The organism is Halorubrum hochsteinianum, from assembly GCF_023702125.1.
Taxonomy (GTDB): domain Archaea; phylum Halobacteriota; class Halobacteria; order Halobacteriales; family Haloferacaceae; genus Halorubrum; species Halorubrum hochsteinianum.
On the sequence record NZ_CP098415.1, the window covers coordinates 1,331,634 to 1,355,388 of the forward strand.

Annotated in this window: 20 protein-coding genes, 2 tRNA genes and 1 pseudogene; 15 read left to right on the forward strand and 8 right to left on the reverse strand. The window is 71.0% G+C overall.

The window, feature by feature from the left end:
- Window positions 1–34 precede the first annotated feature (34 nt).
- Both NAF06_RS06560 and NAF06_RS06565 read left to right on the forward strand, forming a co-directional pair.
- Window positions 35–2,377 (forward strand): DEAD/DEAH box helicase, encoded by a 2,343-nt coding sequence (locus tag NAF06_RS06560; RefSeq protein ID WP_008585180.1) that lies wholly within the window; start codon window positions 35–37, stop codon window positions 2,375–2,377.
- Window positions 2,378–2,812: 435 nt separating this feature from the next.
- On the forward strand, window positions 2,813–3,580 hold the full coding sequence (locus NAF06_RS06565; RefSeq protein WP_192813813.1) for a topoisomerase DNA-binding C4 zinc finger domain-containing protein: 768 nt from the start codon (window positions 2,813–2,815) through the stop codon (window positions 3,578–3,580).
- Window positions 3,581–3,586: 6 nt separating this feature from the next.
- Here the strand turns inward: NAF06_RS06565 and NAF06_RS06570 are convergent, their stop codons facing one another.
- The 3 genes from NAF06_RS06570 to NAF06_RS06580 form a co-directional block, all read right to left on the reverse strand.
- On the reverse strand, window positions 3,587–4,573 hold the full coding sequence (locus NAF06_RS06570) for a tyrosine--tRNA ligase (protein ID WP_008585175.1): 987 nt from the start codon (window positions 4,571–4,573) through the stop codon (window positions 3,587–3,589).
- Window positions 4,574–4,668: 95 nt separating this feature from the next.
- A complete protein-coding gene (locus NAF06_RS06575) occupies window positions 4,669–6,720 on the reverse strand; it encodes a DUF460 domain-containing protein (RefSeq protein ID WP_008585172.1) in 2,052 nt (683 codons plus the stop codon).
- Between the two features lie 73 nt (window positions 6,721–6,793).
- A complete protein-coding gene (locus NAF06_RS06580) occupies window positions 6,794–7,996 on the reverse strand; it encodes a CBS domain-containing protein (RefSeq protein ID WP_008585170.1) in 1,203 nt (400 codons plus the stop codon).
- Window positions 7,997–8,112: 116 nt separating this feature from the next.
- Here NAF06_RS06580 and NAF06_RS06585 point away from each other — a divergent pair, with 116 nt between their 5' ends.
- A complete protein-coding gene (locus tag NAF06_RS06585; protein ID WP_008585168.1) occupies window positions 8,113–8,493 on the forward strand; it encodes a cupin domain-containing protein in 381 nt (126 codons plus the stop codon).
- A 36-nt stretch (window positions 8,494–8,529) separates the two neighbouring features.
- On the opposite strand, the gene NAF06_RS06590 is transcribed toward NAF06_RS06585, so the two are convergent.
- Together NAF06_RS06590 and NAF06_RS06595 are read right to left on the reverse strand one after the other, a co-directional pair.
- Window positions 8,530–9,333, reverse strand: coding sequence for a M14 family metallopeptidase (locus NAF06_RS06590; RefSeq protein ID WP_251106195.1), 804 nt, complete (start codon window positions 9,331–9,333; stop codon window positions 8,530–8,532).
- Between the two features lie 75 nt (window positions 9,334–9,408).
- The gene (locus NAF06_RS06595; protein ID WP_251106196.1) at window positions 9,409–9,969 is read right to left on the reverse strand and encodes a DUF309 domain-containing protein; all 561 of its coding nucleotides are present in this window, start codon (window positions 9,967–9,969) and stop codon (window positions 9,409–9,411) included.
- Window positions 9,970–10,095: 126 nt separating this feature from the next.
- Here NAF06_RS06595 and NAF06_RS06600 point away from each other — a divergent pair, with 126 nt between their 5' ends.
- The 6 genes from NAF06_RS06600 to NAF06_RS06625 all read left to right on the forward strand — a co-directional run bounded on the left by NAF06_RS06600 (window position 10,096) and on the right by NAF06_RS06625 (window position 14,997).
- Window positions 10,096–11,142 carry a PAS domain-containing sensor histidine kinase gene (locus NAF06_RS06600; protein WP_251106197.1) on the forward strand — a complete coding sequence of 349 codons (1,047 nt, stop codon included), beginning with the start codon at window positions 10,096–10,098 and terminating at the stop codon, window positions 11,140–11,142.
- 30 nt (window positions 11,143–11,172) lie between these two features.
- Window positions 11,173–11,256: transfer RNA gene (locus NAF06_RS06605), tRNA-Leu, on the forward strand.
- Window positions 11,257–11,714: 458 nt separating this feature from the next.
- Entirely contained in the window at window positions 11,715–13,370 is a 1,656-nt protein-coding gene (gene pyrG, locus NAF06_RS06610; protein ID WP_008585147.1) for a CTP synthase, read from the forward strand.
- A complete protein-coding gene (guaA, locus tag NAF06_RS06615) occupies window positions 13,371–14,288 on the forward strand; it encodes a glutamine-hydrolyzing GMP synthase (RefSeq protein WP_008585145.1) in 918 nt (305 codons plus the stop codon).
- Window positions 14,288–14,680, forward strand: coding sequence for a DUF7126 family protein (locus tag NAF06_RS06620; protein WP_008585142.1), 393 nt, complete (start codon window positions 14,288–14,290; stop codon window positions 14,678–14,680). Before guaA ends, NAF06_RS06620 begins: the two co-directional genes overlap by 1 nt.
- Window positions 14,677–14,997, forward strand: a complete 321-nt coding sequence (locus tag NAF06_RS06625) for a glutaredoxin family protein (RefSeq protein ID WP_008585141.1) — start codon at window positions 14,677–14,679, stop codon at window positions 14,995–14,997. The genes NAF06_RS06620 and NAF06_RS06625 overlap by 4 nt, the downstream gene beginning before the upstream one ends.
- 57 nt (window positions 14,998–15,054) lie before the next feature.
- Here the strand turns inward: NAF06_RS06625 and NAF06_RS06630 are convergent.
- Window positions 15,055–15,801 (reverse strand): annotated as a pseudogene (locus tag NAF06_RS06630) (YegP family protein); the annotation flags it as partial.
- A gap of 118 nt (window positions 15,802–15,919) precedes the next feature.
- On the opposite strand from NAF06_RS06630, the gene NAF06_RS06635 reads away from it, so the two are divergent.
- The 4 genes from NAF06_RS06635 (at window position 15,920) to NAF06_RS06650 (ending at window position 21,266) form a co-directional block, all read left to right on the forward strand.
- Window positions 15,920–17,101 (forward strand): metal-dependent hydrolase family protein, encoded by a 1,182-nt coding sequence (locus NAF06_RS06635; RefSeq protein ID WP_008585136.1) that lies wholly within the window; start codon window positions 15,920–15,922, stop codon window positions 17,099–17,101.
- 84 nt (window positions 17,102–17,185) lie between these two features.
- A complete protein-coding gene (gene ligA / locus NAF06_RS06640; RefSeq protein WP_008585134.1) occupies window positions 17,186–19,363 on the forward strand; it encodes an NAD-dependent DNA ligase LigA in 2,178 nt (725 codons plus the stop codon).
- Window positions 19,364–19,452: 89 nt separating this feature from the next.
- Window positions 19,453–20,454: an ABC transporter ATP-binding protein gene (locus NAF06_RS06645; protein ID WP_008585131.1), complete on the forward strand. Its 1,002-nt coding sequence runs from the start codon at window positions 19,453–19,455 to the stop codon at window positions 20,452–20,454.
- On the forward strand, window positions 20,451–21,266 hold the full coding sequence (locus NAF06_RS06650; protein WP_008585129.1) for an ABC transporter permease: 816 nt from the start codon (window positions 20,451–20,453) through the stop codon (window positions 21,264–21,266). Before NAF06_RS06645 ends, NAF06_RS06650 begins: the two co-directional genes overlap by 4 nt.
- Window positions 21,267–21,438: 172 nt before the next feature.
- Here NAF06_RS06650 and NAF06_RS06655 read toward each other — a convergent pair.
- Window positions 21,439–21,512, reverse strand: a tRNA-Val gene (locus tag NAF06_RS06655).
- A 61-nt stretch (window positions 21,513–21,573) separates the two neighbouring features.
- Here NAF06_RS06655 and NAF06_RS06660 point away from each other — a divergent pair.
- On the forward strand, window positions 21,574–22,050 hold the full coding sequence (locus tag NAF06_RS06660) for a DUF192 domain-containing protein (protein ID WP_008585127.1): 477 nt from the start codon (window positions 21,574–21,576) through the stop codon (window positions 22,048–22,050).
- 67 nt (window positions 22,051–22,117) lie between these two features.
- Window positions 22,118–22,528, forward strand: coding sequence for an SHOCT domain-containing protein (locus NAF06_RS06665; RefSeq protein ID WP_008585126.1), 411 nt, complete (start codon window positions 22,118–22,120; stop codon window positions 22,526–22,528).
- Window positions 22,529–22,578: 50 nt separating this feature from the next.
- On the opposite strand, the gene NAF06_RS06670 is transcribed toward NAF06_RS06665, so the two are convergent.
- Window positions 22,579–23,697: an ABC transporter ATP-binding protein gene (locus NAF06_RS06670; protein WP_008585124.1), complete on the reverse strand. Its 1,119-nt coding sequence runs from the start codon at window positions 23,695–23,697 to the stop codon at window positions 22,579–22,581.
- Window positions 23,698–23,755 lie beyond the last annotated feature (58 nt).

A 23,755-nucleotide genomic window follows, 5' to 3' on the forward strand; every position in this document is an offset into this window, starting at 1 on the left:
GTTCCCGACGACTCGCGCACGGGTGTGGTGTGCCGTGAAGGTCGCGGACGCGGTGCCGGAGTTCGCCGACGCCTTCGGGTTCGACGAGTTCAACCGGATGCAACGCGAGGCGCTGCCGGGCATCTGGGAGACCGACCACAACGTGGTCGCGTCGGCTCCGACGGCCTCCGGGAAGACGGCGCTCGCCGAACTCGCCATCTGTAGGACCCTCTCGGAGGGCGGCACCGCCCTCTTCGTCGCGCCGCTGCGCGCGCTCACCAACGAGAAGGAGAGCGAGTGGGAGCGGTTCGAGGAGCTCGGCTACTCCGTGTACGTCGTCTCCGGCGAGCGCGACCTGAACCCCCGCCGCGCGGAGCGCGCGGACGTGCTGGTGACGACGCCCGAGAAGGCCGACAGCGCGACGCGGAAACACGACTCCGCGCGCTACTCGTTCATCACCGACGTGGACTGCGTCGTCATCGACGAGGTCCACCTGCTCGACTCCGAGAAGCGCGGCGCGGTGCTGGAGGTCACCGTCTCGCGGCTCCGGCGGCTCCAGGACCCGCGCGTCGTCGCGCTCTCCGCGACGATGCCGAACATCGACGACGTCGCCGAGTGGCTCGACGCGCCCGCGGAGACGACGTACGCGTTCGGCGACGAGTACCGCCCGGTCGACCTCGAAACCGGCGTGAAGACGTACTCGCACGGCTCGAACGCGTTCGCCGACAAGTACCGACGGCTCTACCGCGCGCTCGACTTGGCCGAGCCGCACGTCCGCGAGGACGGGCAGGCGCTCGTGTTCGTCTCCTCGCGGCAGGACACCGTTCAGGCGGCCAAGAAGGCGCGCGACGAGATCACCGAGCGGGACATCCCGATCGACTCGCGGGACGACTACGACTTCCACAACGAGGCCAAGGAGCTCACGAACGACACGCTCCGCCAGTCGGTCACCGACGGCGTCGGCTTCCACCACGCCGGCCTCGGCAAGGACGACCGCGACCGCGTCGAGGAGTGGTTCAAGCAGGGGAAGATCAAGTTCCTCTTCTCGACGTCGACGCTCGCGTGGGGGGTGAACCTCCCCGCGCGCTGCGTCGTCATCCGCGACACGAAGTATCACGACCCGCTGGAGGGCGAGACCGACATCTCGCCTTTGGACGTGCTCCAGATGCTCGGCCGCGCCGGCCGCCCGGAGTACGACGACGTGGGGTACGGCTGGGTGGTCTGCGACCGCGGCGACGCGGACAAGTACCGGGAACTGCTGCGCGAGGGCAAAGCGATCGAGTCGCGGCTCGCCGCCGACCTCGAATCGCACCTCAACGCCGAGATCGCGATGGGGACGATCCGCGGGTTGGAGGACGTGATGGCGTGGCTGGAGACCACCTTCTACTACGTCCGCGCGCAGTCGCAGCCGGAGGCGTACGAGTTCTCCACGCTCCGCGACCGCGTGCGCGACACGCTCGAATCGCTCGTCGACGACGGGTTCGTCGCGGCCGACGACGACCTCGCCATCGAGCCGACGGGGCTGGGACGGCTCGCCTCGAAGTACTACCTCCGCCTGGACACCGCCCGCCGCTTCCGGCGGCTCGCCGACCGCGAGACGCTGACGGCCGACGCGGTGTTAGAGACCGTCGCGTCGGCCGGCGAGTTCGACTCGGTGTCGGCGCGCTCCGCCGAGGCGGACGCGGTCGACCGGATCCTCGACGGCCGCGACACCGACCTCGAAGACGGCCACCGCAAGGTGTTCGCCATCCTGCTCGCCGGCATGGCCGACTCGATCCCGAGCGACCTGCGCTCGGACGCGTGGGTGATCCGCCAGAACGCGCTCCGCCTGCTCGCCGCGCTCGCGGAGTTCCTCGACCGCTTCGCCGGCCCCCGCGCCGCCAACCTCGCCCGCCGCGTGGAGGCGCGCGTCGAGCACGGCGTCTCCCGCGAGGCGGTCGCGCTCACCGCGATCGAGGGAGTCGGCTCCGGCCGCGCCGAGCGCCTCGCGGACGCCGGCCTCACGTCCCCTGCCGACGTCGTCGACGACGGCCCGGAGGCGCTCGCCGGGGCCGGGCTGAGCGACTCCGTCGCCGAGCGGATCGTCGACGCCGCGCGCGACTGTCCCCGGATCGACGTCGACTGGGGCGACTTCCCGGACGCCATCGCCGTCGGCGAGAACGAGATGTGCGAGGTCGCCGTTTCGACCCGGTCCGGAAGCGCCCGCACGGGGATCCGCGTCACCGTCAACGACGTGGAGATGACGGCGACGACGACGTACCTCGACGGCGAGACGACGGTCCCGGTCGGCGTGTTCGGGCCGCCGGACGCCGACGAGCTAGAGTTCGTCGTCGAGGTCGTCTTCCCGGACCTCCCGCTTCTGCCCGTCACGGCGACGCGAACGGTTCGGGTGAAATGACTCCCCACGGTGGCGCGTGCCTGCGAGCGGCGCGAAGCGCCGCGAGTCAGCACGCGCGAGGGAGTCGCTGGCGGCCGTCGCCGCCAGCGACGAGGCTGGGGAGGTGTGAGGTGCTGTGCGGAGCGGGGCGGGACTCGAAGGGGCAGTCGCGAGGCGGGCAGAGGCGACGCAAGCACCGCAGGAGCGAACGAAGTGAGCGACGAGGAGCACAGCGAGCGTGCGCCCGCCTCACGACTGGGGCTTCGGCGGTCTTGGTCACGGTGTCGATGTCGTAGTAGCGAGCGACTGGGGATGCGGGGGTCACGATTATGACCGGAGTAGTGTATAGTCGAGCGGTCGAGTCCGAAGCGACGAGTTTCAGTCTTCCTCCCGCTCAATATTCCATATAAACGCCCGCTACGACCGCTTTTCACCCATACCGCGGCCACCCCTCCCATGCCGCAACGACTCCGCGTGCTGGCCGGCGACTGCGACGTGACCGACCGCGGCGACCGGACGCGCACCCACCGCGGCCGCGTCGTGATACTGATAAAGCCCGACGACACCACGCTCGTCCACGACGCCGACGGCTACCAGCCCGTTGCGTGGCTCACCCGGCCCGAGAGCGTCGTCGTCGAGGGCGACGGCGACGGGTTCACCGTCACCGCCCGCGACGGCTCCCGGGAACTCCGGGTGGTCGCCCGGGAGGCGACCGCGAGCCGGGCGCTCCCCGTCACCGAGGCCGGCGTGCCGGTCGGAACCTGTCCCGAGGACGGCGGGCCGCTCGTTCGCTCGCGCGGCGACGTGGTCTGTCTCGACTGCGAGACGCGGTGGGGACTCCCGGCCGGCGCGAGCGTCACGGACGCGACCTGCGACGACTGCGGCCTGCCGAAGCTCCGCGTCGAGCGCGGCGAGCCGTTCCACCTCTGTCTCGACCCCGCCTGTGATCCCATGGAGGACGCCGTCAGCGACCGGTTCGACGGCGCGTGGGGCTGCCCCGACTGCGAGGGCGACCTCGCCGTCCGCTCCGCGCCCGGCCGCGTCTACCTCGGCTGCGAGAACTATCCCGACTGCGAGACCACCTTCTCGTTCCCTGCCGGCGTCGTCGTCGACGAGTGCGACTGCGGGCTCCCCGTCTTCGAGACGGCCGCCGGCCGCGGCTGTCTGGACGGTGGCTGCGAGGTCGCCGGCCACGCGGCGACGAGGAAAACGGACCCCGAGTAGCCCGACCTACTCCGCGAGCTGTTCGCGGCCCGGCGCGATGAGCCGGTCGAGGTACTCCGCGAGCGCGCCCTTCGCGTCCGCGGGGTGGAGCTCGCCGGACTCCAAGTCCGCCTCTAAGTCGTCGTAGCCGTCGTACTCGAGATCGCCGCCGTACTCCTCCGGGCGCTCGACGACGACGGAGTCGAACCGCGGGAACACGTGGTACTCGAACACCTGGAGGACCGGATTCTCGCGCTCGACGCCGTCCTCGGTCGGCTCGGGGTCGGCCGTCGGCGGGCAGTAGGCGTCGTTCACCTTCGACTCGATGTCATCGCGGGAGTCCTCCATCGAGATGGTGACTCCCTCGCTGGAGGACATCTTCCCGCGGCCGGTACCCAGATCGGCGATGAGCGGGGTGTGGAGGCTCGTCGGCGGCTCGCGGTCGATGCTCGGGAGCACGTCGCGCGCGAGCATGTGGACCTTGCGCTGCTCCATCCCGCCGACCGCGAGGTCGACGCCGAGGTACGGGATGTCGAGCGCCTGCATCAGCGGGTAGACGGCCTGTGACACCTTCACCGAGTCGCCCGAGCTGATCTCGGCCATCGCGCGCTCGGCCCGCGCGAGGGTGGTCTCCAACTCAAGCGCGTGGAGGTCGAGGGTGTAGTCGTCGTCGAGCTGGAAGTCGGAGCCGAGCACGAACTGCGTGTTCGACTCGTCGAGCCCGTACGCGATGAACTGGTCGCGCATCCGCTCGGCGGTGTGGCGGATCTCCTCGAACGATCCCTTGTCGTTGAGGTAGGCGTGAACGTCGGCCAGAAGAACCGTCACCTCGAACCCCGCCTCCTGGAGGTCGATGAGCTTGTTCGCGGTGAGCATGTGACCGATGTGGAGCACGCCCGAGGGCTCGTAGCCGACGTACGCCCGCTTGCCCTCGGGGTCGTCGGCCAGCGCCTCGATCTCCGCCTCGGTGACCACCTCGGCCGCGTTCCGGGTGATCAGCTCGTGAGCGTCCATACCTGCGAGTGTGCGTTCCCGGACATATGACTTCTGGAAGCGTGTTGTGTCGGCTCACGCGGCCCGAGCGCGACGGCGTCGGTTTGGCGGAGCGGCTACTCTTCAGTCTCCGGGAGCGTCCGCCCCGCGCGGTGTTCGGAGATGATCCGGTCGATCCGCTCGGCCTTCTCGTCGCGCCGGCGCTCCTCCGCGCGCTCCTCCCAGTCGTCGACGGCGGCGGCGAGGTCGTCCTCGCTCGCGACCGCCAGTTCGTCCACCTCTCGGACCGGCACCGCGTCGGCCGGCACGACGGGTATCGCCCGCTCGAACAGCACCTCGTCGGCCACGTCCGAGAGGTTCCCCTCGCCGCGGATCACCGCCCGCGGCTCCGTCTCCGCGAGCCGCTCCGCGGTCCGCCGGCCCGCCCCGGACGCGTCCCGGAGGTAGACCACGTCGCCGGCGACGAGCCCGTACGCCTCGTCCGCGGCGTCGAGCGCGTCGAGCGTGAACTGCTCGACGACCTTCACGCTCACCAGCCCCTGTCCCTCGGCCACGTCGCCGAAGTTCGAGTGGTCGAGCCGCCACAGCTCCTTCAGCGTCTCCACCTTCCGTTCGAGGTCCGCGACGCGCTCTTGCGCCTCGTCGCGCTCGCGCTCCAACCGGTCCGTCTCGCGCTCCAGCCGCGAGACCGCCCGCCGCGTCCGCGCCTCGATCCGCTCCTCGCGTTTCGCCTCCTCCAGCTCCGACTCCAGCTCCGCGATCCGGTCGTCGCGCTCGTCGAGGTCGTCCTCCAGCGACTCGGCGTGCGACTCCAGTCGGTCGACGCGCTCGCGGAGCCGCCGGATCGTCTCCTCCTCCTCGGTGCGCTCCGGCTCCGTGGGGTCGGTCTCGTCGTCGCCGTCGCCGCTCCCGCCGTCGCCGCCGTCGTCCTCGCTCAGCTCCTCGATGACGGCCTCGACCGAGGAGCCGCCGGCGACGACGCCGGCGATCACCGCCCCGCGGTCGAGCCGCGGCGGGGTCTTCGCCGCGATCCGCTCGAACTGGTCCTCGTGGTCGTCGTAGGCGTACAGCGCGGCCGCGAGCGCGTCCCGCTCGTGGTCGTTGTCGTAGCTCGCCTCGCGGGTTCGGTGGAGCTTCTCGTCGACCGGGAGGTCGGTGGTGGGCCGCCAGCCCGCTGCGTCGAACGAGCGCCGGAACTTCTCGACCGTCTCCGGCATCGGCTCCACGTCGGCGGCGACGATGATCGGTCGCCCCTGCTCGACGATCCACTCGGTCACCTCGGCGGTGTCGCCGGTCCGCGAGGAGTACAGCGCGTGGACGGTGCCGTCGAGGCCGACGACCGCGGCCGCGGTGGTGGTGCCGGGGTCGATCCCGACGATGACGCGGTCGCGCCGCTTCACCAGCGGCTCGTACTCGATGCCGTCGCGGCGCTCGCGCTCGACCTCGACGCGCACGTCGCCGGCCCGCGAGTCCGAGACGGGGATGTCCTCCGGGCGGGCCTCGACGGTGAACGTCGCGTTCGCGTAGCCGCCGTATTTCTCGGTCACGTCGCGCTCGAACGAGAGGTTCGCCTCCTTCAGCTTCGACTGGACCTGCCGCGTCCGCTTCCGGACGTTGCCGTGGATCCGCCGGGTGTAGCGGTCCTGACTCCACCCGCCCTTCCCGGTGGAGCGCCCCCGGGACACCTTCACCGTCGTCTCGTCGGTGAACGCGGTCACCTCGTGGCCGACGTTGGCGGCCGCGAGCCGGGCCGACGCCTCCGCCTCCTTCATCGGCTTCTTGCCGTAGGGGATCCCGTGTCGGGAGGCGACCCGGGAGAGCGGCTCCGGACGCTCCGCCCCGGTCACCTGAACCAGTCGGGTGCCGTCCGGCAGCGACCGGAGGAAGCCGACGAGTTCGTTCTTGTCGGCCGCGAGCTCGTAGGCGTTGTCGGTGGCGACGTAGAGGGGCTCGCGGTCGTCGATCAGCCGGCAGAGCTTCCGGAAGGAGACCACGTCGCGGGTGACCCGAGCCATCGGCCCGTCGGCGTCGGGCGCGTCTTCGTCGTCCTCGTCGACGGGGTCCAGGATGACGAGCGCGTAGGAGGGACTGTCGCCGCGGACGTCGCCGCTGTGGACGTCGACGCCGAACACCGGCCGGTCGCGGGCGCGGATGGTCCGGGTTGTCACGTACCGAGGTAGGTCGTTGCCGCGTATATACCCCACGCCGGGCCGCGGTCCCCCGGGCCGGGCGGACGAGAGCTCAGAGGACGCCGGGCTCGTCGCCGACCTGCTGCCGCCGACCGCCGATGACCCGCGGCGTCCCGCCGGTCTGGATGATGTTGAACGCGGTCATCAGGTCGGACCGCGAGATGAGGCCGACGAGTTCGCCGTCGGCGTCGACGACGGGCAGTCGCCCGACGCCGTGTTCCTGCATGGTCTGGAGCGCGGTCAGGGCGTCGGCGTTCGGATCGGCGGCGACCAGGTCGGTCGCCATCACGTCGTCGACGCGGTAGGCGTCGCGCTCCACCTCGCGGACCGACCGCGCGTCTTCGAGGGTGACCATCCCGACGAGCTCGTCGCCGTCGAGGACGGGGTAGCCCGTGTGGCGCTCCTTGAACATCCGGCTCATCAGCTCCGCGACCGACGCGTCTCCGCTCACCGTGTGGAGGTCCTCGCGGGGGGTCATCACGTCGCCGACAGTCACGTCCTCGAAGGCGGCCTTCAGCGTCGTCTGCTGGGCCTCGCCGGAGGCGGCGATGTAGACGAAGAAGGCGAGGACGATGAGCAGCAACTGGAAGGTGAACAGGCCGATGACCCCCATCAGGAACGCGAACACCTTCCCGACGGAGGCGGCCCGCTGGGTCGCCTGCGCATGCGGCTGGTTCCGCGCGAGGAGCGCCCGGAGCACGCGCCCGCCGTCCATCGGGAACGCGGGGAGCATGTTGAAGACGGCGAGGACGACGTTCAGCAGCGCGAGGTAGCCGAAGACGAAGAGGGCGGCGTTCACCCCGACGGAGGCCCCCGTCCCGGTGGGCAGGGCGAAGACGACCCCGTAGCAGACGACCCCGACCGCGACGCTGACCAGCGGCCCGGCGATCGCGATCCAGAACTCGTGTTTCCAGTCCTCGGGGAACTCCTCGAAGCTGGCGAGGCCGCCGAGCAGCCACAGGGTGATCGACTCGATCTGGTAGCCGTAGCGCATCGCGACCAGCGAGTGGCCGAACTCGTGGAGCAACACCCCGACGAACAGCCCGATGGCGGCCGCCAGCCCGAGGAACCACGGCGCGGGTCCCGACGCGAGCACGGCCGCGTCGACCCCGAGCCCCGCGGTCTCGTTCATCACCTCGACGATCGTTCCGACCTGCTGCCCGATGAGGTACGCGAACAGCGGTAAGACGAACAGAAACGTCCAGTTGAGCCTGATCGGAATGCCGAACGCGCTCCCGATCTTGATTCCACGCATGCCAGCGAGTTCGGTCGGTGCCCGGTTAAGTAACGGGGTTCACCCGGCGATCAGTCACCTCGCGGACCCCTGCCGGTCGGTAAGCGATTAAGTGCGTACCATCCATCACGGACGCCATGAGCGACGCAACCGAACCCGATCCGGTCGTGAAACGCGGCGGCGACGTCGCGTCCGAACCCGTCGACGCCGCCGACGGCCTCTCGAAGGCGGTCCTCCTCGACGAGTCGGACGGGGCCCCGAACTTCGCCATGCGGCGGTTCGAACTCGCGCCGGGCGCGGCCGTCCCGCGCCACACCAACGCGGTCGAACACGAGCAGTACGTCCTCGCCGGCGAGTACGTCGTCGGCGTCGGCGACGAAGAGCGGACGGTCTCGCCCGGCGACGCCCTGCTGATCCCCGCCGGCGTCGAACACTGGTACCGCAACGAGGGCGACGAGCCCGGCGCGTTCATCTGCGTCGTTCCCGACGGCGACGACACGATCGAACTCGTCGAGTAGGCGCTCGGGAGCCGCCGTGACCCCGTCTGACCGGGGTTACTCCAGCGTGCCGACCCGGTCGGCGACGTAGCCGAACTGGTCGCGGTAGCCGTTCGGCGACAGCAGCACGGGGTAGAACGGCTCGTCGGCGAGGAGGGGTTCGCCGTCGGCGGCCGCGAACCGCTCGCCGGACTCGACGCGCTCGAAGTTGCGCGCGAACACCTCGTAGCTGTCGGCGGCGGGCTTCGGGATCCGGTCGCGGAGCCGGAACACCGAGACGTCCTCGCGGCCGCCGGCGTCTAACACGTCGTCGGCACCGGGCGCGGAGATGGCCCCGGTCGCGGCGAGGAACGCGCGGGCGAGCCAGTAGGCGTTGTCGGCGGCGCGCTCGGAGCCCTGGAGGCCGGCCTCCACTTCGAGGGTGTGCGGGTGTTCGATGAGTCGCCCCTCGGTGAACGCGTCGGTCTGGATCACGGCGTCGACCGGCAGGTGCGGCGCGACGGCGCGGGTCACCTCGTCCATCGAGTCGATGACGGCGAACGGCTCCGCGTACGACTGCGTCGAGTGGATCGCGAGGGTCGTACACCCCTCCAGCGCGTCGAGGAGGGCGGCCGCGAGCCGCACCTCGTGGGCCTCGGCGTCGGGGTTCCCGGGGAACGCACGGTTGAGGTCGGCGTCGAGGTAGCGCTCGCCGGCCGCGAGCGCCGCCTCGTTGGCGACGATCAGTCGGACCGGGCGCTCGGGGTCGATGTCGGCGTCGAGCAGGCGCTCGACGGCGCGAGCGCCGCAGGGCTCGTCGCCGTGGATCGCGCCGACGACGGCGACCTCCGGCTCCCCGTCGCCCAGATCGTGGACTTCCATACGGTCCACAGGCGCGCGGCGGGTAAGTGGCGTTCGGATCGCCGGCGGACCGACGCACACCCGCCGCTCGCCCCTTCAGTGCGTCTCGTCGACCCGCTCCGCGTACTCGTAGTCGGCGGGGTACGCCGGCGGCCGCGCGTCGTCGAGGCGGATCCGCCACCCGTCGACCGCGGCGGGGTCGTCGAGCGCGGCCCGGAGCGTCTCGCGCACGTCGTCGACGTCGACCCCGTAGAAGTCGCTCGGGACCCCGTCGAGGTACTGGAGCGCGGTCTCGAACAGCGACCGCATCCCGGCGTCGCTCTCGAAGTCGACGCGCTTGTGCGCGCCGGCGGCGACCTGAACCATCCCGTGGAGGAACGCGCTCTCCGCGGTGCCGCGCCCGTAGTTGTACCACTCGTCCTCGAAGCAGTCGTGGCTCTCGTGGTACGCGCCGTCGTTGAACAGCCGGACGCCGTGTTCCGTCGCGCGGCGGAGCGTCGCGTGCTCCCAGTAGCCGCCGACCACCCGCGCGTCGGGCGGACCGCCGGAAGACTCCCCCGTATCGTCCGACGGCGCGGCCGACGAGTCGCCCGCGTGCCACCCGGTCGGGTCCCCGAGCGGCGGGGCGACGCCCGGGTCGCGGGTGTGCTCGTCCATGTGCGCGGCGTTCGCGCGGGAGGGACCTAACCGTTTCGCGGCGGCGGTCGTCGGTTCGTCCCGCGGGGGCGGCGGTCGGTTGCCGCTATCCGAGGAACACTTGAGCGCTCGGCCCGTGGCGGTCGTATGAAGTCCGCCCCGGGATCGACGCCGATCGACCACGCCGAGTCGATCGTGAACGCGCTCGGCGACGGGGCGTACGTCCTCGACGCCGAGCGGAACCGGGTGTTCATCAACGACCGCCTCCGCGAGGTGACCGAGTTCGACGAGGCGGTCCTCCACGGCGAGCACCCGGAGCGGCTCGTCGAGGAGGGGTACTGGAGCGCCGAGATGGGCGACCGCTACCGGGTCGCGGCCGACCGCGTCCTCTCCGGCGAGGCCGACGACGAGCGGGTCCAGCTCGCGACGACGCTCGGCGACGGCAGCGAGGTGACTACCGAGACGCGGCTGACGCCCATCGAGCGTGGCGGGGAGGTCGTCGGCGCGGTCGGCGTCATCCGCGACGTCACGGACCGGGTCGAACGCGAACGGGAGTTAGAGCGGCTCAACGAGCGGCTCGAACGCCTCGCCGGATCCCTCTCGCACGACCTGCGGAACCCGCTGTCGGTCGCCCGCGGCTACGTCGACCTCGCTCGGGAGACGGGCAGCACGGAGCGGCTGGCGGCCGCCGAGGAAGCGCTCGACCGGATCGAGTCGATGCTCGGCGAGGCGCTCGTGATGGCCCGCGACCCGGACGCCGTCGAGACCGAGGACGCCGCCGTCGACCTCGACGACATCGCGGCCGACTGCCTGGAGTCGGGCGACTTCGGTGATCGCCCCGCGGACGCCGAGATCGTCGTCGAGGACTCGGGGCCGGTCACGGGGGACCCGACGCTGCTCCGGCGGGCGGTCGGGAACCTGATCGGCAACGCCTTCGACCACGCTGACGACGCCCCGACCGTCCGGGTCGGGGTCGACGACCGCGGCCTGTACGTCGCCGACGACGGGCCGGGGCTCCCGGACGACGAGCGCGAGGCGCTGACCGAGTTCGGCGTCTCCCGCGGCGGCGGCACCGGGATCGGACTCGCCATCGTCGAGCGCGTCGCGGCCGCGCACGGCTGGACCCTGGAGGTCGACGAGTCGGCGACCGGCGGTTTCCGCGCCACGCTGGTCGGCGCGGAACCGACGAAATAAAGAACGACGCCGTCGAACGACCGACCGCGTGCGAGGGTAGCCAAGCCCGGAAACGGCGGCGGATTCAAGCTCCGCTCCTGTAGAGGTCCGTGGGTTCAAATCCCTCCCCTCGCATCGCCGGGGTCAACCCCCCGTGATGCGGAAGGCGCTCTCGGAGCGTTCTTCCCTCGCAAAACTTCACTCGAAGCCCGCGAGCGACCGCTCTCTCCTCATTTACGCGGCGGCGCGTGCCTGTGAGCGGTCGCCCTCGGCGACCGCGAGACAGCACGCGCGAGGGAGTCGGCGGCGACCATCGGGAGCCGCCGACGAGGCTGGGGAGGCGTGAGGTGCTGTGCTGGGCGGTTCGGGGGCGTCGATCACAACGGTTGTTTCGTAGTACCGAGCGACTGGGGCTTTGGAGGCGTTCGGGCCGACTCCCGTTCACCGATTCGCAGATCCCCCCGACTCGACGAGCATCTCTCACGCCGCCACAGCCGCGTTTTGATAGCGGATCGACACGTCCAAAACGACACGAACGTTCAGCAAAATACGGCGTCCGAAACGGTTTTGCCGCCCCCTGACGGACGGTCGATATGCCAGCAGATCCCGACACGGGGTACGACCCCTCGCTGGGTCGGAAGTTCGTGTTCGTCACGGGCGGAGTGATGTCCGGGCTGGGCAAGGGCATCACCGCCGCCAGCACCGGGCGACTCCTCGCCAACGCGGGCTTCGACGTGACCGCCGTCAAGGTGGACCCGTACCTCAACGTCGACGCCGGGACGATGAACCCGTACGAACACGGCGAGGTGTACGTCCTCAAGGACGGCGGCGAGGTCGACCTCGATCTGGGCAACTACGAGCGCTTCCTCGGGACCGACATGACGTTCGACCACAACGTCACCACGGGGAAGACGTACGAGCACGTCATCGAGCGCGAGCGCGCCGGCGACTACCTCGGCAAGACAGTCCAGATCATCCCGCACGTCACCGACGACATCAAGCGCCGGATCCGCGAGGCGGCCGAGGGCTCCGACGTCTGTCTCGTCGAGATCGGCGGGACGGTCGGCGACATCGAGTCGATGCCGTTCTTAGAGGCGCTGCGCCAGTTCGCCCACGAGGAGGACGACGAGGACATCCTCTTCACCCACGTCACCCTCGTCCCGTACTCGAAGAACGGCGAGCAGAAGACCAAGCCCACCCAGCACTCCGTGAAAGAGCTGCGCTCGATCGGCCTCCAGCCCGACATCCTCGTCGGGCGCTCCGAGGACCGGCTGGACCCGGAGACGAAAGAGAAGATCGCCCTGTTCTGCGACGTGCCCACCGACGCCGTCTTCTCGAACCCCGACGTCGAGGACATCTACCACGTCCCGCTGATGGTCGAAGACGAGGGGTTAGACGAGCACGTGATGCAGCGGCTCGGCCTCGAAGAGGAGGCGCTCCCGAAGGAGGACCGGTCGACCGAGTGGCGCGATCTGGTCACCCGCGACCGGGACGAGGAGATCGACGTGGCGCTCGTCGGCAAGTACGCCCTCGAAGACGCGTACATGTCGATCCACGAGGCGCTGAAACATGCCGGGATCCAGACGGAGACCGAGGTGAACGTGCTGTGGGTCGACGCCGACGAGACCACCGACCGCCACGAGGAGCGCCTCGCCGCGGCCGACGCCGTCGTCGTCCCCGGCGGGTTCGGCTCCCGCGGCACGGACGGGAAGATCGAGGCGGTCCGGTACGCCCGCGAGAACGGCGTGCCCTTCCTCGGGCTCTGCTTGGGCTTCCAGATGGCCGTCGTCGACCACGCGCGCAACGTCCTCGGGCTGGCGGGCGCGCACTCCGCCGAGATCGACCCCGACACGCCCCACCCCGTCATCGACCTCCTCCCCGACCAGTACGAGACGGAGGACATGGGCGGGACGATGCGGCTCGGCGCGCACGAGACCGACATCGAACCGGACACGCTCGCGGCGCGGGTGTACGACGCCGACTCCTGTACCGAGCGCCACCGCCACCGCTACGAGGTGAACCCCGAGTACATCGACGCGCTGGAGGCGGACGGACTCGTCTTCTCCGGGCGCGCGGACAACCGGATGGAGATCTTAGAGCGCCCCGACCACCCGTTCTTCTTCGGGACGCAGGCCCACCCCGAGTTCCGGTCGCGCCCGGACCGCGCGAGTCCCCCGTTCGTCGCGCTCGTCGAGGCGGCGCTGGAATCGACGGACACAACCGAGCGGAACGCGGACGTGAGGCTATAGATGGTCGAGACGGAGGAATTCATCGCGGAGGCGAAAGCGGAGATCCGGGAGGCGATCGGCGACGCGAACGCCGTGATCGCCCTCTCCGGCGGAGTCGACTCCTCGGTCGCCGCGACGCTCGCGTACGAGGCGGTCGGCGACCAGCTCACCCCCGTCTACGTCGACACGGGGCTGATGCGGAAAGGGGAGACCGAAGAGATCCGCGACACCTTCTCGTTCATGGAATCGCTGCGGGTGATCGATGCGCAGGACCGGTTCTTCGACCGCCTCGCCGGCGTCACCGACCCGGAGGAGAAGCGCCACGTCATCGGCGAGGGGTTCATCGACGAGTTCGAGACGGTCGCCCGCGACGTCGACGCCGACTACCTCGTTCAGGGGACGATCTACCCCGACCGGATCGAGTCCGAGGGGAACATCAAGTCGCACCACAACGTCGGCGGGCTCCCGGAGGTCGTCGACTTCGAGGGGATCGTCGAGCCGGTGCGCGACCTCTACAAGGACGAGGTCCGCGAGGTCGCTCGCGCGCTCGGCCTCGAAGAGATCATCTCCGAGCGGATGCCGTTCCCCGGCCCCGGGCTCGCCGTCCGGATCGTCGGCGAGGTGACGCCCGAGAAGGCCGCGGTCGCCCGCGAGGCGACCCACGTCGTCGAGGAGGAGCTGGAGGAGTACGACCCGTGGCAGGCGTTCGCCGCGGTCCTCGGGAAGGCGACCGGCGTCAAGGGGGACAACCGCGTCCACGGCTGGGTGGTCGCCGTCCGCTCCGTCGAGAGCCGCGACGGGATGACCGCCCGCGCGCAGGAGCTGGACTGGAGCACGCTCCAGCGGATCCAGAGCCGGATCACGGGCGAAAACGAGAACGTGGCGCGCGTCGTCTACGACGTGACTCACAAGCCGCCCGCGACGATCGAGTACGAGTGATGGCGGACCGGATAACCGCCGTCGTCGCCGGCCCGGACGAGCGCGGTCTCGGGGAAGAGTTGGCGGCGCTCGGCGTCGAGATAACCCGCATCGACGGGCTCGTCACGAGGGCGAAGCTCGACGCCGCCGGAATCGCCGACGCCGACCTGTTCGTCCTCACGGACGTCGAGGAGGCGACGGGGATCCCGGTCGCGAAGGAGCTGAACCCCGACGTCCGGATCGTGACGTACGCGAGCCGGTCGCTGCCGGAGTTCGTCGCGACCGTCGCCGACATCGCGGTCGACCCCGACCTGCTGGGCCCCGAGACGGTGGCCGAGGAGCTGCTCGCGGACGACGACGCGGCCGACGCGGAGTCGGACGACGCGGAGTCGGACGACGAGTCGGAGCCGTGACCGGGGACGACGGAGGCGACGGCGCGGGAACCACAGGCGACGCGGAACCGGACGACGCCGAGGCGACCGTTTCGGTCACGCTCTACACCCGCGAGGACTGCTCGCTCTGCGTCGTCGCCCGCGAGACGATCGAGTCGGTCGCCGCCGACCTCGACGGCGTCGCGGTCGACCTCGACGAGGTCGACGTCGACACCGATCCCGAACTGGCCGACGAGTACGGCGAGCGCGTCCCGTACGTGCTGGTCGACGGCCACCCGGCGTTCAAGTACGAGGTCGACGAGCGCGACCTGCGCTTGAAGCTGCTGTCGGCGACCTGATTGCGGAAAGAGAAAGTCGAACCGCGACCGACCGCTCCGCTACTTCTCGACCGTCTCCGCGCCGGGTGAGTTCGCCTTCACCCGCGTCACGGCCTCGACCGCGTTCGACCGGGAGGCGTACCCCTCGCCGGAGTCGGCGAGGACGTTGCCGTTGCGGTGGCGGAGCCGCCAGCGCGGCTTCCCGCTCGCGTCCTCGAACAGCTCGAACCGGGCCTTGCTCCCGCGGAGGGCCGCCGCCTCGGCGCGCGCGGATTCGAGTTCGGACTCGGTCTCCGACAGCTCCGCCCGGGTCGTCTCCAGCTCCGCGCCCGTCTCCTCGGCGGTCGCCGTCGCCGCGGCCGCCTCGCCCCGCATCCGGTCGTAGTCCTCGCGGACCGGGTCGGAGAGCAGCGGGACGACCGTCCCCGCCAGCCCGATGAGGAGGAGTCCGACGCCGTACAGCCCGATCACGGTCGCGTCGCCGGACGCGGTGAACCACCTGTCCGGGAAGATGTTCACGAACCACACGACGCCGACGACGCTCACCGCCGTGCCGAGGTAGCCGAGGTAGGTCCCGGCCCGCCGGAGCGGGAACCGGATCACGGCCCCGAGCATCACGAACACCGGTGCCAGCGCCGCCAGCGCGTACCCGATCCCGCGCGTCGTCGTCGCCGACTCGGTGAGGAGGAACACCGCGACCCCGGCCAGCCCGAGCAACACCCCGAACCCGAACAGCCAGTAGCCGTTCACCTCGTCGTTCGTGGTCGGCGTCCCGATCCGTCGCTCGTACAGTCCGCCGCCGTTCGATTCGCTATCAGTTGCCATACCCGGGGAGACTCCGGCTATCTGTTTATAAGTGGGGGTAGATGCGCGCCGGCCCACCGGCCCCGCTCGACTACCGCGACCCGAGCGTTTACCCGTCGAACGGTCCCTGTTGGGACGTATGTACGTGCTTCGAGGCGGACGCGTCGCGGACGTAGACGGGACTCGCAAAGCGGACGTCGCGGTCGCGGACGGCGAGATCGTCGCGGTCGGCGACCCGGAGACGGTCGACGCCGCGGTCGACGAGGCGGACGGCGAGGCGGCGACGGTCGAGGCCGACGGAAAGGTCGTCGCGCCCGGGCTGATCGACGCGCACGTCCACGTGATGATGGACGGACGCCCGGACGTCTCGACCGCGGTCTCCGACAGCGACTACACGGCGAGCTACCGGACCGCGGGCAACCTCGAAGCGGCGGTCGAGGCCGGCGTCACGACCGTCCGCGACCTCGGGAGCCGGGGGACGCTCGCGCTCGACGCCGGCGAGGCGGTCGCCGCCGGCGACCTCACCGGGCCGCGGGTGCTCGCGTGCGGCCGCAACGTGATCATGACCGGCGGGCACGGCAACTGGTTCGGACGCGAGGCCGACGGCCCAGCTGAGGTGCGGAAGGCGGCCCGCGAACAGCTGAAGGCGGGCGCTGACGTGCTCAAGTGTATGGCCACCGGCGGCGTCCTCACCGAGGGCGCGGTGACGGGCGCGCCCGAGCTGACGCCGGAAGAGCTGGAGGCGTTCACCGACGCGGCCGCCCCCACGAACACCCCGACGGCGGCCCACGCCCACGGCGAGGAGGGGATCAAGAACGCGGTCGAGGCCGGCATCTCCAGCGTCGAACACGGGACGTTCATGGACCGGGAGGCGGCCGAGATGATGGCCGCGCGCGGCACCTACTGGGTGCCGACCGCGAGCGCGCTCCGCGGCATCGTCGAGAACGGCGTGGAGGCCGGCATCCCCGAGGACGCGGTCGCGAAGGCCGAGGACGCCGCCGACCGCTTTGACGACGCGTGGGACCACGCGCTCGACGCGGACGTCCTCATCGCGATGGGGACCGACGCGGGCACCCCGTTCAATTTCTTCCGGGATATTCCGCGGGAGCTCGAGTACATGGTCGAGTACGGGCTCTCGCCGGAGCGGGCGCTGGAGGCCGCCACCGCCAACGCCGCGGACCTGCTCGGCCTCGACGACGTGGGTCGGGTCGCCGAGGGGTGCCGAGCCGACCTCGTCGTCCTCGACGGCGACCCGACCGAGGACGTGACCGCGTGGCGGGAGCCGGACGCGGTGTTCGCTCGCGGCGAGCGGGTCGTCTGAGCGGGACGGCCACGACCGTCAGTCCGGTGACTCCGCGGCCGTCGAGCGGTTCCTTTTACCCGGTGCCGGCCCCAGTTTCCGCCGATGACCACCTCGTCGACGCGGCACGCGGACCCGGACGAGAACCCGTACGTCGAGGAGCCGCCGACCGACTTCGACCCGGTCGACGACCTCTCGCCCGAGGCGGCCGCCGAGCAGGCCGAACTGCTCCGGGCGGCGGTCCGCGAACACGACCACCGGTACTACGTCGAGGCCGACCCGCTCGTCTCGGACGAGACGTACGACGCCCTGTTCGCCCGGCTGCGGGACCTCGAAGACGCGTTCGACCTCCCGACGGAGAACTCCCCGACCCGGCGGGTCGGCGGCGAGCCGCTCGACGAACTGGAGACCGTCGAACACGTCGCGCCGATGCTCTCGATCGACAACGACACCGACGCGGCGGCGGTCCGCGAGTTCGACGAGCGCGTCCGGGAGGGGCTGGCGGCCGCGGCCGAGTCGGGCGAGCTCCCCGGGTTCGACCCCGACGACCTCGCGTACGTCTGCGAGCCGAAGTTCGACGGCCTCTCGATCGAGGTGATCTACGAGGACGGCGAGTACGTCCGCGCGGCGACCCGCGGCGACGGCCGCGAGGGCGACGACGTCACCGAGCAGGTCCGCACGATCCCCTCCGTCCCCGGCCGCCTGCGCGGCGACGACCACCCCGACCGACTCGCGGTCCGCGGGGAGGTGTACATGCCCCGCGACGCCTTCGAGGCGTACAACGAGGAACTGATCGAGCGCGGCGAGGAGCCGTTCGCGAACCCCCGGAACGCGGCCGCCGGCACGCTCCGACAGCTCGACCCCGGGGTCGTCGCCGAGCGCCCCCTCGACGTCTTCTTCTTCGACGTGCTGGCGTGGGAGACGGACGGCGACGGCTCGAACGCATCGGAGCGTCCCGAGCGCCACCGCGACGCGCTGGACCTGTTCGAGTCGCTCGGGCTCCGCCGGAACGACCGCGTCGCCGTCGTCGACGGGATCGGGGCCGCGATCGACTACCGCGACGAGATCCTCGCCGCCCGCGAGGAGCTGAACTACGCGGTCGACGGCGTCGTGATAAAGGTCGACGCGCTCGCGCACCGCGAGGCGCTCGGGACCACGTCGCGCGCGCCCCGCTGGGCGTTCGCGCACAAGTTCCCCCCGCGGACCGCGACGACGACCGTCGAGGGCGTGACGGTCCAGGTGGGTCGCACCGGGCGGCTCACGCCCGTCGCCGAGCTCGACCCCGTCGACGTCGGCGGCGTCACCGTCTCGCGCGCGACGCTCCACAACCCTGCGGAGATCGAGGCGCTCGGCGTGAACGTCGGCGACCGCGTCCGGATCTACCGCGCCGGCGACGTGATCCCCTACGTCCCCGAGGTCGTCGAGAAGCGCAGCGAAGGGACCTACGAGTTCCCCGACGCCTGTCCCGTCTGCGGGGCCCCGGTCGAGCGCGACGGCCCGCTCGCGTTCTGTACCGGCGGGCTCGGCTGCCCGGCGCAACTCGAACGGGCGGTCGAACACTGGGCGCGCCGCGACGCGCTCGACGTGGAGGGGCTCGGCCCCGAACGGGTCGAACAGCTCCGCGAGGCCGGCCTCGTGGCGTCGCTGCCGGACCTCTACGACCTGACCGTCGACGACCTCGCCGCGCTGGAGGGGTGGGGCGAGACGAGCGCCGAGAACCTGATCGCCGAACTCGAAGCGACCCGGAACCCGCCACTTGACGACTTCCTCGCGGGGCTCGGGATCCCGGACGTCGGCGCGACGACCGCCCGGGCGCTCGCGGCGCACTTCGGGACGCTCGATTCCCTCCTCGACGCGGACGAGGCGGCCCTCCGCGAGGTCGACGACGTGGGGCCCGAGGTGGCCGAATCGATCCGGACCTTCCTCGACAACGAGGAGAACCGCGCCGCGATCGAGGGGCTCCGCGAGCGCGGCGTCGACCCCGAGCCGTTCGAGACGGACGCGGGCGACGGCCCGGCCGACGCGCTCGATGGACTCACCTTCGTGTTCACCGGGTCGCTGTCGGTCCCCCGGAGCGACGCGCAGTCGCACGTCGAGGCGCGCGGCGCGAACGCCACGTCGAGCGTCTCCGGCAACACCGACTACCTCGTCGCCGGCGAGAGCCCCGGCCGGTCGAAGCGCGACGACGCCAAGACGGAGGACGTCCCCGTCATCGACGAGGGGGAGTTCGCCGCCCTGCTCGCCGACCGCGGCGTCGCGTGGCCGCCCGAGAACGACGCGTAGCGTCGAGCGCCGTCAGCGCCGGTCGAAAAACGGGCTCTCGCGCGCCGCGACCCACAACCCTTTATCACGTACCGCCGGAACCGGAAGGCATGACCGCGATCGAACTGCGGGGCGTTCGGAAGGAGTTCGCCGGCGTCACGGCCGTCCGCGACCTCGATCTCACCGTCGAGGACGGCGAGGTGTACGGGTTCCTCGGCCCGAACGGCGCGGGCAAGTCGACGACGATCGACATGCTCTTAGACCTCGTGCGCCCGACCGCGGGGACGGTCCGCGTCCTCGACGCGGACGTCGCGACCGACGGCGTCGAGATCCGACGGCGGACCGGCGTGCTCCCGGACGGGTTCTCGGTGTACGACCGCCTCTCCGGGCGGCGACACGTCGAGTTCGCCGTCGAGTCGAAGGACGCCGACGACGACCCGGACGCGCTGCTCGACCGGGTCGGTCTCGCCGGCGACGGCGACCGCCCGGCCGGCGAGTACTCGAAGGGGATGCGCCAGCGACTCGCCCTGGCGATGGCGCTCGTCGACGACCCGGACCTGCTGATCCTCGACGAGCCTTCCTCCGGCCTCGACCCGGCCGGCGCGAAGGCGATGCGCGAGATAGTCCGCGACGAGGCCGACCGGGGGGCGACCGTCTTCTTCTCCTCGCACATCCTCGAACAGGTCGACGCTGTCTGCGACCGGGTCGGCATCCTCCGCGACGGCGAACTGGTCGCCGAGGACTCCGTCGAGGGGCTCCGCGAGGCCGTCGGCGGCGAGGAGACGCTCGAAGTCGCGGCCGCGGGTGCCGACGACGCCGCGGTCGACGCCGTCCGCGCGCTCGCGGGCGTCTCCGGCGTCACCCGCGACGGCGACGAGCTGGTGGTGAACTGCGCCAGCGACGCGAAGACCGACGTGATCGCCGCCCTCGAAGACGCGGGCGTCACGGTCGACGACTTCCACACCCGGGAGGCCTCGCTGGAGGACCTCTTCCTGGCGTACACCGAGGGCGACGCGGCCGGCTCCGAGTCGGACGGGACCGACTCGCGGTCGGAACCGGCGGACCCGGACACTCCCGACGACGACGCCGCGACCGAGGAGGTGGACTCGTGAGCCTCCCCGCAGTCGCTCGCAAGGACCTCCGCGAGACGGTCCAGTCGCGCGGGATGATCGCGCTGATCGCGCTGTTCTCGCTGCTCGTCTCGCTGCTCGCGTTCTTCGTCCGCCCCACCGCCCAGAACGAGCAGTTCGCCACGGAGGTGTTGCTGAGCGTCTTCGTCGGTCCGGTCCTCGTGACGTACCTCGTCCCGCTGGTCGGCGTCGTCGTCGGCTACAGCGCCGTCAGCGGCGAGCGCGAGTCGGGGTCGCTGAAACTGCTCCTGTCGCTGCCGCACTCCCGGGCCGACGTGGTGTTCGGGAAGGTGGTCGGCCGCGGGGCGGCGCTCTCGCTCGCGGTGTTCGCCGGCTTCCTGCTGCCGGCGGCCGTGCTGATCGTCGCGCCGGTGACGTTCAACGCCGGCGCGTTCCTCGGCTACACCGTGTTCGCGGCCGCGCTCGGCGTCGTGTTCGTCGCCATCTCGGTTGGCTGTTCGGCCGCCTCGTCGACCCAGTTGCGCGCGCTCATCGCGAGCATCGGCGTCTACGTGCTGTTCGTCCTCCTGTGGAGCCTCGTCACCGGCCGCCTGCTCGACGCCGCCGGCCCGGTCGTCGACGCGCTGCCGGCGTCGGCGGCACAGATCCAGGTGTTCCTCCGGGTGTCGAACCCGACCACGGCGATCGAGGTGCTGTCGCGCGAGTTCCTCGCCGGGCGGCTGTTCGCCGGCGAGACCACGAACCGGCAGCTCTCGGCGGCCGCGATGCTGGTGTTCTGGACGGTCGCGCCGCCGCTCGCCGGACTGCTGAAGTTCGACGCGGACGACCTCTGAGCGGCCGCGGTTCGCCCCGCCGCCGCTCGCGGATTGCTCGCCGCAGGATATGGGCTCGGGCGGGTTCGAACCGGAGAAAGACGGTCGTCTCGCTCCGCTCGACGCTGCGTCTTTCAGGGTTCGAACCACGCTCCGCCGTACCTGCGGCTCGCGGATTGCTCGCCGCAGGACATGGGCTCGGGCGGGTTCGAACCGCCGATCTCAGCCTTGTAAAGGCCGCGTCATAACCAGCTAGACCACGAGCCCTCACCCGTCTGAACCCGCCGAGAGCGGAAAACGATTTCCTTCCGCGCCGCGAACTCCGACCGTGAACCGCCGTTACGCCGTCGCGCTCGCGGGCGCGCTCCTCGCCGCCCTCGCCGTCGGTGCCGCCCTGAGTTCCCCCGCCCTCCTCATCACCGGCTACGACACGACCACGGTCGAGGCCGTCGACGGCGACACCGGCGACTCGCTGGCGACCGTCGACGCCCGCGTCGCCGACGGCGTCGTGAAACAGTACGTCGGGCTCTCCGCCACCGAGGACCTCCCCGAGGGCGAGGGGATGCTGTTCGTCCACGACGAGGAGGCGGAGCGCGCCTACGTGATGCGCGACATGGCCTTCCCGCTCGACATCGTCTTCGCGGACGCGAACGGGACCGTCACCCGGATCCACGGGGCCGAACCCGAGTCGCGGCCGCTCACGCGCTACGAGGGCACCGGGCGGTACGTCCTCGAAGTGCCGCGCGGGTGGAGCGACCGCCACGGCGTCGACCCGGGCGATCGGCTGGTGATCGACGGGGCGTGAGACCGCCGCCGACCGGGCGCGGTCACCCGACGAAACCGCTTTCCGCCTCGCAGGCGTCGCCTCGGCCATGACCGGACTCGCTCGCCGGGTCGCGTGGAACCTCCGCCACCGCTGGCGGCGGATGTTCGCCCTCTGCGTCGTCGGTGCCGGCGTCGCCGCCCCGATCCTCTCCGGCCTCTGGTGGACGCTCCCGCTGGTGTGGTTCTTCGGCCTCTTCGTCGCGCTCCCGGTCCTCCACACGCTGGTGAAGCCGATCCCGGACGACGACGCCGACTCCGAGAACGCCACGGGCGACCCCGCGCTCGACGCCCTCCGCGAGCGGTACGCCAACGGCGAGATCGACGAGCGCGAGTTCGAGCGGAAACTCGACCGCCTGCTGGAGACCGAGGACGCCGAGGTCGCCGACTCGGGCGAGGGTGCCGTCGCTGACAGGGTGCGCGAGGGCGTCCGACGCGAACTGGAACGGATACGGGAGTGAAAGGCCCCGCCGGCTCCGGCCGGCGGGAGACCGAGGCGGCGCGTCGACCGTTACTCGTCGATTTCGCGGTTGTGAACCGCTTCGCCGGAGTTCCCGTCGAAGAGGTGGATCGTCTCTTCCGGGATCTCGATCGTGATCTCGTCGCCGGCCGCGACCTGCTGGAGGCCGCCGACGGTGGCGATGAACGTCTCGCCCTCCGGCGCGTCCTCGAACCGGAGGTAGACGGTGTTCTCGTCGCCCATCGGCTCGACGACCTCGACGACCGTCGAGAAGGTGTACTCGCCGGTCGCGTCGCCGGCCAGCGAGATGTCCTCGGGGCGGACCCCGAGGGTGAGGTCGGTCGCGTCGCCCACGTCGTCGAGCGTCGACGCCGAGAGCGGGTAGTCGAACACGGAGCCGACGAGGGTCTCGCCGTCCCGCCGAACGTCGAAGAAGTTCATCGACGGGTCTCCGATGAACCCGGCGACGAACCGGTTCGCCGGCTCGTGGTAACACTCCAGCGGGGTCGCGACCTGCTGGAGCTCGCCGGCGTTCAGGATGGCGATCCGGTCGCCCATCGTCATCGCCTCGGTCTGGTCGTGCGTGACGTACATCGTCGTCACGTCCAGCTCGTCTTGGAGCCGCTGGAGCTCCGTCCGCATCTCCGACCGGAGCTTCGCGTCGAGGTTGCTGAGCGGCTCGTCCATCAGGAACACCTCCGGGTCGCGGACGATCGCTCGCCCGAGCGCGACCCGCTGTCGCTGCCCGCCGGAGAGGTCCGAGGGCTTCCGGTCGAGCAGCTCGGAGATCCCCATCGTCCCCGCGGCGTCGGTGACGCGCTCCTCAATCTCGGCGTCGGAGAGGTCCGTCGACTCCTCCAACCCGAACGCCATGTTCCCCTGAACCGTCATGTGGGGGTACAGCGCGTACGACTGGAACACCATCGCGATGTCCCGGTGTTGCGGCTTCACGTCGTTGATGGTCTCGCCCGCGAGTCGGATCTCGCCGCTGGAGATCGTCTCTAACCCCGCCACCATCCGCAGCGTCGTCGACTTGCCGCACCCGGAGGGGCCGACGACGACGAGGAACTCGCCGTCGCGCATCTCGATGTCGACGTCGTCGACGGCGACGATCTCGCCGTCGCCGTCGGGGAACACCTTGGTCACGCCGTCGAGTTCGAGCGTTCCCATGCTATCGCCCCCGTTCGACGGCGCGGCGGTTCGAGAGCGATACGTCAGGTCGGGTACG